The sequence below is a fragment of the Mycobacterium sp. genome, from assembly GCF_049280035.1.
In the GTDB taxonomy this organism is placed as follows: Bacteria; Actinomycetota; Actinomycetes; order Mycobacteriales; family Mycobacteriaceae; genus Mycobacterium.
The window spans coordinates 1-8,618 of record NZ_JBAPPI010000781.1 but is presented as its reverse complement, the minus strand read 5'-3'; the positions used below and the strand labels follow the sequence as shown (position 1 = coordinate 8,618).

7 protein-coding genes, 1 pseudogene and 1 riboswitch are annotated in these 8,618 nt (G+C 65.4%); of the genes and pseudogenes, 4 read left to right on the top strand and 4 right to left on the bottom strand.

The features are described from left to right. Positions 1 to 176 precede the first annotated feature (176 nt). Both WAN71_RS24920 and WAN71_RS24915 read left to right on the top strand, forming a co-directional pair. Positions 177 to 1,022 (top strand): bifunctional methylenetetrahydrofolate dehydrogenase/methenyltetrahydrofolate cyclohydrolase, encoded by an 846-nt coding sequence (locus tag WAN71_RS24920; protein WP_422227888.1) that lies wholly within the window; start codon positions 177 to 179, stop codon positions 1,020 to 1,022. Beyond that, on the top strand, positions 1,019 to 1,300 hold the full coding sequence (locus WAN71_RS24915) for a DUF3017 domain-containing protein (protein ID WP_422227887.1): 282 nt from the start codon (positions 1,019 to 1,021) through the stop codon (positions 1,298 to 1,300). Before WAN71_RS24920 ends, WAN71_RS24915 begins: the two co-directional genes overlap by 4 nt. On the opposite strand, the pseudogene WAN71_RS24910 reads toward WAN71_RS24915, so the two are convergent. Then, a pseudogene (locus tag WAN71_RS24910) lies at positions 1,300 to 1,725 on the bottom strand (DUF732 domain-containing protein); the annotation flags it as partial. The gene WAN71_RS24915 and the pseudogene WAN71_RS24910 sit on opposite strands and share 1 nt — an antisense overlap. A 197-nt stretch (positions 1,726 to 1,922) precedes the next feature. On the opposite strand from WAN71_RS24910, the gene WAN71_RS24905 reads away from it, so the two are divergent. After that, entirely contained in the window at positions 1,923 to 3,371 is a 1,449-nt protein-coding gene (locus WAN71_RS24905) for an FAD-binding protein (protein ID WP_422227886.1), read from the top strand. Between the two features lie 16 nt (positions 3,372 to 3,387). Here WAN71_RS24905 and WAN71_RS24900 read toward each other — a convergent pair whose 3' ends face one another. Genes WAN71_RS24900 through WAN71_RS24890 form a run of 3 tightly spaced genes read right to left on the bottom strand, consistent with a single transcriptional unit; the run spans position 3,388 to position 6,658 of the window. Then, positions 3,388 to 4,119, bottom strand: coding sequence for a class I SAM-dependent methyltransferase (locus WAN71_RS24900; RefSeq protein WP_422227885.1), 732 nt, complete (start codon positions 4,117 to 4,119; stop codon positions 3,388 to 3,390). Next, positions 4,116 to 5,276: a homoserine O-acetyltransferase MetX gene (metX, locus tag WAN71_RS24895; protein ID WP_422227884.1), complete on the bottom strand. Its 1,161-nt coding sequence runs from the start codon at positions 5,274 to 5,276 to the stop codon at positions 4,116 to 4,118. The genes WAN71_RS24900 and metX overlap by 4 nt, the downstream gene beginning before the upstream one ends. Positions 5,277 to 5,287: 11 nt before the next feature. Further along, complete coding sequence (locus WAN71_RS24890) at positions 5,288 to 6,658, bottom strand: bifunctional o-acetylhomoserine/o-acetylserine sulfhydrylase (RefSeq protein ID WP_422227883.1); 1,371 nt, start codon at positions 6,656 to 6,658, stop codon at positions 5,288 to 5,290. A gap of 176 nt (positions 6,659 to 6,834) precedes the next feature. Continuing rightward, a riboswitch (SAM riboswitch) is annotated at positions 6,835 to 6,955 on the bottom strand. Between the two features lie 231 nt (positions 6,956 to 7,186). Here WAN71_RS24890 and WAN71_RS24885 point away from each other — a divergent pair. After that, on the top strand, positions 7,187 to 8,618 hold a 1,432-nt coding region (locus WAN71_RS24885; RefSeq protein WP_422227882.1), incomplete at its 3' end, for an NADP-dependent isocitrate dehydrogenase.

The following is an 8,618-nucleotide window of genomic DNA, read 5'->3' as shown; positions in this document are numbered from 1 at the left end:
AAGCCGAACGCAGCGGGTCGCCATCAATTGGCTACCGCGGCGATCGCAAGTGCGGCGAAGCCGAACGCAGCGGGTCGCCATCAATCGGCTACCGCGGCGATCGCAAGTGCGGCGAAGCCGAACGCGGCGGATCGCCGTCAATCGGCTAGCGCGTCGGGCATGCCAGACTGTGGGGCGTGGGTGCGATCAGGTTGGACGGCAAAATCACGCGCGACGAGATCTTCGTTGACCTGAAGCAGCGGGTGGCCGCGCTGACCGCAGCGGGCCGCACTCCCGGATTGGGCACCATCCTGGTCGGCGACGACCCGGGGTCGCAGGCCTACGTCCGCGGAAAGCATGCCGACTGCGCCAAGGTTGGCATCACCTCGCTGCGTCGTGACCTGCCCGCCGATATCAGCCAGGCGAAGCTCAACGAGACCATCGACGAACTCAACGCCAACCCCGAGTGCACCGGCTACATCGTGCAATTGCCGCTGCCGAAGCAGCTAGACGAGAACGCCGCGCTGGAGCGTGTCGACCCGGACAAGGATGCCGACGGGTTGCATCCGACCAACCTGGGCCGGCTGGTGCTGGGCACCCCGGCGCCGTTGCCGTGCACCGCGCGCGGCATCGTCCACCTGTTGCGGCGCTTCGACGTCGAGATCGCCGGCGCGCACGTCGTGGTCATCGGTCGTGGTGTCACCGTCGGCCGTCCACTCGGCCTGATACTGACGCGACGCTCGGAGAACGCCACTGCGACCCTGTGCCACACCGGAACTCGTGATCTGCCCGCGTTGACCAGGCAGGCGGACATCATCGTGGCGGCCGTCGGCGTCCCGCACATGCTCACCGCGGACATGGTGCGTCCCGGCGCCGCGGTCGTCGATGTCGGTGTCAGCCGTACCGCCGACGGGCTGGTCGGTGACGTGCACCCGGGTGTGTGGGACGTCGCCGGTCAGGTTTCGCCGAATCCGGGTGGCGTCGGCCCGCTGACCCGCGCATTCCTGTTGACCAACGTCGTCGAATTGGCCGAAGGGCAATGAGTTTGCGCCAGGTGTTCCGCGCGCAATGGCCGATCGTGACGGTCGTGTTGATCTTCGCCGTGGCGTTCGCGCTTGCGGCGGCAAACTTCTGGCGCCGCGGCGCGCTGTTGATTGGCATCGGCGTCGGCGTCGCCGCGGTGCTTCGGCTAGCGCTCACCGAAGACCGTGCCGGGCTTCTGGTGCTGCGCAGCAAGGGAATTGACTTCACCACGATGGCGTTGGTCGCGGCAGGAATGGTCTATATCGCTTGGACGATCGACCCGCTGGGTACCCGTTAGATTCCTGGGATCATCCCCGGCATCCCCGGGACCTGCTGCAGGCCAGATACGTTGCCGCCGAGGATGTTTCCCATCTCCTCTGGGCAGTAGGTCTGGATGGCGATGGTGGTGAACATCTGGGCCATCTGCGGTGACATGCCCCGGTGGGAGACGCCCGACGCGACAGCGGCGAAGCTGCCGCCCGGTTGGGCGAGCATCGGGCAGATCGACTGGCCCACGGACATCGCGTTTCCCGGTTCGCCATACTCGATGCCGGCGTGGCTCAGTGCGTCGATGAAGTCGTCGTCGTGCGGGTCCGCCCCTACCGGCGCCGAAGAAACTGTGGCCGCGGTGATCAGACAACCGGCGCACAGCAGCAACTGAACGGTCAGTGGTTGGTTGTTCAAACGCCACATCCAGTTGCGGGTGATCGCGAGCGTCGCCATGCCTTGCTCCTCATTGGTGGGAGTGCAACCGCAGCACTCAAGCGTTCCGGTTAGCAACCCTGGTTTATCGCGGTCACGTTCACAACACGGTGAGGTCAAGGTTCGCGCACGTTTCAGTTATCTCGCGACACGTCGTGCGGCACCGCGGTTTCCGTGATCGACAATGCGGGACGTGACGCAATCGCGGGGGCCCGACTTTGACGCATGAGATCTCGCGCCAGACGTTTCTGCGGGGTGCCGTCGGAGCGTTAGCCGCCGGCGCGATCGCCGGATCGGTACGAGCCGTATCGGGCCGAGCCGGCGCCGATCCGAGGACTTCCGGCTGGGACGGTCTTTCTGGCGCTATCGGCGGGCAGGTGTTGCGGCCGGACAATCCCCAATTCGGCTCCGCCAAACAGGTTTTCAACACCAACTACAACGGTCTGACGCCTGCGGCGGTCGTCGTCCCGACATCACCGGCGGACGTGCAAAAGGCGATGACATTCGCTGCTGCCAATAACCTCAAGGTCGCTCCGCGCAGTGGTGGGCACTCCTATGTGGGGGCGTCCACGGCCAACGGAACCATGGTGCTCGACCTGCGCCAGCTACCCGGGGACATCAATTACGACGCCGGCACCGGGCAGGTCACCGTTACGCCCGCGACCAGTTTGTACGCAATGCACCAAGCGCTGGCGGCAGCCGGACGGGGCATCCCGACGGGTACCTGTCCCTCGGTCGGCGCCTCGGGGCACGCTCTGGGGGGCGGGTTGGGCGCCCATTCCCGGCACGCGGGCCTGATGTGTGACGCACTGAGGTCGGCAACCGTGGTCCTGCCCGGCGGCCAGGCGGTCACCGCTTCTGCGGCTAGCCAGCCCGACCTGTTCTGGGCGCTGCAAGGCGGCGGTGGCGGCAACTTCGGGGTGACCACCTCGCTGACCTTCGCCACCTTCCCCACCGGCGACGTCGACGTGGTCAACCTCAATTTCCCGCCGCAGTCGTTCGCGCAGGTCCTCGTGGGTTGGCAGAACTGGCTGCGCACCGCCGACCGAAGCAGTTGGGCATTGGCCGACGCCACCGTCGACCCGATGGGTACGCACTGTCGCATCATGGCGACTAGCCCGGCCGGGTCGGGCAACAGCGTGGCGAGCGCGATCACGTCGGCCGTCGGAATGCAACCGACCGGGACCGAGAACCACACGTTCAACTATTTGGACCTGGTGAATTATCTGGCCGTCGGCAACCTCAACCCGTCACCGCTCGGATATGTCGGCGGATCCGACGTCTTTACGACGATCACCCCGGCCGCCGCCCAGGGGATCGCCTCGGCGGTCAACGCCTTTCCCCGCGGCGCGGGCCGAATGTTGGCCATCATGCACGCACTCGACGGCGCCCTCGCCAGTGTGGCGCCGGGTGCCACCGCTTTCCCATGGCGTCAGCAGTCCGCGTTGGTGCAGTGGTACGTCGAAACGGGTGACCCGGCGGCGGCGACCAGCTGGCTCAACACGGCACACCAAGCGGTGCGACCGTATTCAGTTGGCGGCTACGTGAACTACATCGAGGCAAACCAGCCGCCGTCGCGGTACTTCGGCTCGAATCTATCCCGACTCAGCACCGTGCGGCAGAAGTACGATCCCAGCCGAGTCATGTTTTCCGGGCTCAACTTCTGACATATATCGTCGGGAACTACGACAGGGTTGCGCGCACGCAGACCGTAACGTACGGCAGCGCAAGGCCTCTCGCGTTCGCCAGTGCCGGATGAGTTGCCAGCAACTCACGTACCTGATCCAGCGTTTTGGCGCGCACTTCGGTCGGCGAGGTGATGCAGTAGCTACGAGAAGCGACCAAGTCGATCAATGCCTGCGGCGTAAGGTAATTCGTCCACTCGATCTGGTGGCGCTGCGCTCCGCTAAACGGATCCGGCAATGTCACCTTGTCGCGGACCGGATCGCCGTCGCGGCCGATGATGTGACCCAGTTCGCGCACCCAGCCAAGCCGCTCGTCGCGGGTGTTCCACACCAGACCCAGTCGTCCCCCCGGCCGCAGCACCCGGGCCACTTCGGGAATCGCTCGATCCGGGTTGAACCAGTGCCAAGCCTGTGCGACCAACACCGCATCAACGCTGTTGTCCGCCAGCGGAATCTCCTCCGCCGTGCCGAGTAGCGCCGGCGTGTCCGGCAGAGACTTGCGTAGCATCTCCAGCATCTCGGCAATCGGGTCGACGGCGACCACGTCCAGCCCCCGCTCCACCAGCCGGGTGGTCAGCTTGCCGGTACCTGCGCCGAGATCCAGCACGTCGCGAGCCCCGGTCGGTAACAGCCAATCGATCGCCTCCGGCGGGTAGGACGGCCGGCCCCGCTCGTACGCGGCCGCTGCAGAGCCAAACGACAATGAGCGGTCCTGCCGGGACTGGGTCACCGCGAACACGCGCCTTCGCCGGTGGCCGACCCGCGGGCCAAGTCGAGGGTCTGCTGTACCAGTTCACCAACCGCTTCGGATTCCACCAGGAAGCCGTCGTGCCCGTAGATCGAGTCGACGATCTGCAACTCGCGACATCCGGGCAACAGCCCGGCGAGCTCCTCCTGCAGGCGCAGCGGGTAAAGCCGGTCAGAGGTGATTCCGCCGACCACCACCGGCACCTGGCACCCGCGCAGGGCCGCGGCGACGCCGCCGCGGTCCCGGCCGACGTCGTGACGGGACAGTGCCTCGGTGAGCACCACATAGCTGCCGGCGTCGAAGCGTGACACCAGCTTGCTGCCCTGGTGTTCCAGGTAGCTCTGCACTGCGTAGCGCCCGCCGGCCTCCGGATCCGCTGGATCTTCCCCGCCCTGCGGGTTATTGGCGAAGCGGGTGTCCAGCTCGACCTCGCCGCGGTAGCTCAGATGCGCGAAGCGGCGGGCGATGTGCAGCCCGGCATCCGGGCTGCGCCCGGTGCGGTAGTAGTCACCGCCCTGCCAGTTCGGGTCGGCTTTGATGGCCGCGATCTGGGTGCACTGTGTGCCGATCTGGTCGGCCGTCGCACGCGCACCTACCGCCAACAGCAGACCCGCGCCCACCCGGTCGGGGTGGCCGACGATCCACTCCAGTGCGCGGGCTCCGCCCATCGACCCGCCGACCACGGCGGCCACTTCGGTGATGCCCAGCGCTGCCAGCGCGGCCACGTCGGCCTCGACCTGGTCTCGCACCGATATCAACGGAAACCTTGAACCCCAGGGTTTCCCGTCGGGGGCAATCGAGCTCGGCCCGGTAGAGCCGCGGCAGCCGCCCAGCACATTTGTGGCGACCGCGCACCAGCGGTCGGTGTCGATCGGCGCGCCCGGACCGGCTATGCCGTCCCACCAGCCCGGTGTCGGATGCCCGGGCCCGGCGGGTCCGGTGATGTGCGAATCGCCGGTCAGCGCGTGCAGCACCACGACGACGTTGTCGCGGGTAGGCGAAAGTTCGCCCCAACGCTGCACGGCAATGCTGACGTCGTCCAGTACGGTGCCGCTTTCCAGGGTCAGCGAGCCAATGTCGACAACGCCGACCTCGCCGTCGGCGGGCAGCGTCTGGGTCGGCACGTCAGAGATCGTCATCTGGAGCCACCTCAGAACGCCGCCACGGCGTGCGGGTCGCCGCTGCCGGCTTTCGCGCCGCTGTATTTTCGAGCCGCGGTGAAGCCGAGCTCGAGGTCGGCCAGGATGTCGTCAATGCCCTCGATGCCCACGGCCAGCCGCACCAACCCGGGGCTCACCCCGGTGGACAGCTGCTCGGCGGGGCTGAGCTGGGAATGGGTCGTCGATGCCGGGTGAATCACCAGCGATCGCACGTCGCCGATATTGGCGACGTGGCTGTGCAGCTTCAGCGCGTTGACGAACGCCTTGCCTGCCTCGATTCCACCGGCCAACTCGAACGACAACACCGCTCCGGTTCCCTTGGGCGCCAACTTCTTTGCCCGCTCGTACCATGGCGAGCTGGGCAGGCCGGCGTAGTTGACCGAAAGCACACCGTCGTGGCCGGCCAGGAATTCGGCGACTCGCTGGGCGTTGGCGACATGGCGCTCGATACGCAAGCTGAGGGTTTCCAGGCCTAGCGCAATCAGGAACGCGTTGAACGGCGACGCAGCCGAGCCGTAGTCGCGCAGCAATTGCACCCGCGCTTTGACCGCGAACGCCGGCGGCCCCAGTTCCGCGTACACCACGCCGTGGTAGCTGGGATCTGGGGTGGTGAAGCCGGGGAAGCGGTCTTGTGTCCAGTCGAAGGTGCCGCCGTCGACGATCACGCCGGCGATCGCGGCGCCGTGCCCACCCAGGTACTTGGTGGCCGAGTGCACCACGATGTCGGCGCCCTGGGCGATCGGCTGAATCAGGTAGGGGGTGGCGACGGTGTTGTCGACAATCAGCGGCACACCATGCTCGTGGGCCACCCCGGAGACCCCGGGGGTATCCAGCACGTCGATCTGCGGGTTGGAGATGGTCTCGGCAAAAAACGCCTTGGTGTTCGGGCGCACCGCGGCCCGCCACGAGTCCAAGTCGTCGGGATCCTCGACGAAGCTGACGTCGACACCCAGCTTTGGCAGCGAATAGTGGAACAGGTTGTAGGTGCCGCCGTAGAGCCGCGGGCTGGACACGATGTGGTCGCCGGCGCCGGCCACGTTCAAGATCGCGAACGTCTCCGCGGCCTGCCCGGAGGCCAGGAACAGCGCGGCCACGCCGCCCTCCAGCGCGGCGATGCGCTGCTCGACGACGTCGGTGGTCGGGTTTCCGATGCGGGTGTAGATGTTGCCCGGGACTTCTAGCCCGAACAGCGCCGCGGCGTGTGCGGTGTCGTCGAAGACGTAAGACGTGGTCTGGTAGATCGGCAGCGCGCGGGCGCTGGTGGTCGGGTCGGGCTGCTGGCCGGCGTGGATCTGTTTGGTTTCAAACGACCAGTGTGCGGCCTGGTCGGTTTCGCTATCAGCGTTGGTTTCGGAACTCACGTGGATGTCTTTCTGGGAGGAAATGGGTGGTCGAGTGCTCGCGACTGCGCCGGACGCCATCTCAAAGCCTCGACGTCAACCGGCAGCCATGCGTTCAGCAACTGCGACGCACGATGAGCCAGCCCAAATAGGTGCGCATCAGGTTTCCCTGTCTACTCGGGGGGCCCGTCACCACGGACCCGCGCTTGCCGACGTAGCCGGTCTTGGCTACTCAACCTGGTCATCACCCGGGGCACCCCACCGCGGTTGGAGGGTTGCCGGCCAGCAAGCCGGGGCTTGACGCTGGCGCTCATGACCGAAACGAAGCTTATCTCATTAAGCCGATCACGTGCTAGCGGTCTCCTGCGCTTACCCCGCGGACAGAGATCGACTCGAACTAACATCGAATCGAACTAACGCTGGGTCCTCCGGTTCGCCGGGGCCCTCATCGAGGTCGAAACCAGGCGAAACGCCCTTGATAACGTGACAGTCAGTTACCAAAACGAAGCCCGTCAAGACGTGACCGATAGTGATACCGGGAGACAGACCGTGTGTGCCGAACAGCCGACCATCATCTACACGCTGACCGACGAGGCGCCCCTGCTGGCGACCTATTCATTTCTGCCGATTGTGCGGGCCTTCGCCGAGCCGGCGGGCATCGAGATCAAGAGCAGTGACATCTCGGTAGCCGCACGGATCCTGGCCGAGTTCCCCGATTATCTGACCGACGATCAAAAAGTGCCGGACAACCTGGGCGAACTGGGCCGGCTGACGAAGCTGGCTGACACCAACATCATCAAGCTGCCGAACATCAGTGCCTCGGTGCCCCAACTGGTCGCTGCCGTCAAGGAACTGCAAGGCAAAGGATTCAAGGTTCCGGACTATCCGCAAAGTCCGAAAACGGACGAGGACAAGGAAATTCGCGACCGCTATGCCAAATGCTTAGGCAGCGCCGTGAATCCAGTGCTGCGGCAGGGTAATTCGGACCGTCGCGCGCCCAATGCCGTCAAAGAGTATGCGCGCAAGCATCCTCACAGCATGGGCGAGTGGTCGATGGCGTCGCGTACCCATGTCGCAACCATGCGGACCGGCGACTTCTACCACGGCGAGAAGTCGCTGACGCTGGACCGTGCCCGCAACGTGAAGATGGAGTTGGAGACCAAAAGCGGCAAGACGATCGTGCTCAAGCCTATGGTGTCGCTGCGGAACGGCGACGTCATTGACAGCATGTTCATGAGCAAGAAGGCCCTGTGCGAGTTCTACGAGGCGCAGATGGAGGACGCATACGAGACCGGCGTGATGTTCTCGCTACACGTGAAGGCCACGATGATGAAGGTCTCGCACCCCATCGTCTTCGGCCACGCCGTGCAGATCTTCTACAAGGAGGCCTTCGCGAAGCACCAGGCACTGTTCGACGAACTCGGCGTCAACGTCAACAACGGATTGGTCGACCTCTACAACAAGATCGAGTCGCTGCCCGCCTCGCAACACGACGAGATCATCCGCGACCTGCACGCCTGCCACGAACACCGGCCCGAGCTGGCCATGGTCGACTCGGCCAAGGGAATCACCAACTTTCATTCGCCCAGCGACGTGATCGTGGACGCGTCGATGCCGGCGATGATCCGGGCGGGCGGCAAGATGTGGGGCGCCGACGGGCGGCAAAAGGACACCAAAGCCGTCAACCCCGAGTCCACCTTTTCCCGCATTTACCAGGAAATCATCAACTTCTGTAAGACGCACGGCCAATTTGATCCGGCGACGATGGGCACCGTCCCTAACGTCGGGCTGATGGCGCAGCAGGCTGAGGAGTATGGCTCGCACGACAAGACTTTCGAGATCCCCGAGGACGGCGTCGCCAACATCGTCGACCTCGACACCGGGGAAGTCCTGCTGACGCAGAACGTGGAAGCCGGTGACATCTGGCGGATGCCCATCGTCAGAGACGAGCCGATCCGCGACTGGGTCAAGCTCGCCGTCA

Excerpts from the sequence above, each read along its gene's own strand:
- WAN71_RS24915 (WP_422227887.1), top strand. The coding sequence starts at position 1,019 with ATGAGTTTGCGCCAGGTGTTCCGCGCGCAATGGCCGATCGTGACGGTC.
- metX (WP_422227884.1), bottom strand. The coding sequence starts at position 5,276 with ATGACGATCTCTGACGTGCCGACCCAGACGCTGCCCGCCGACGGCGAG.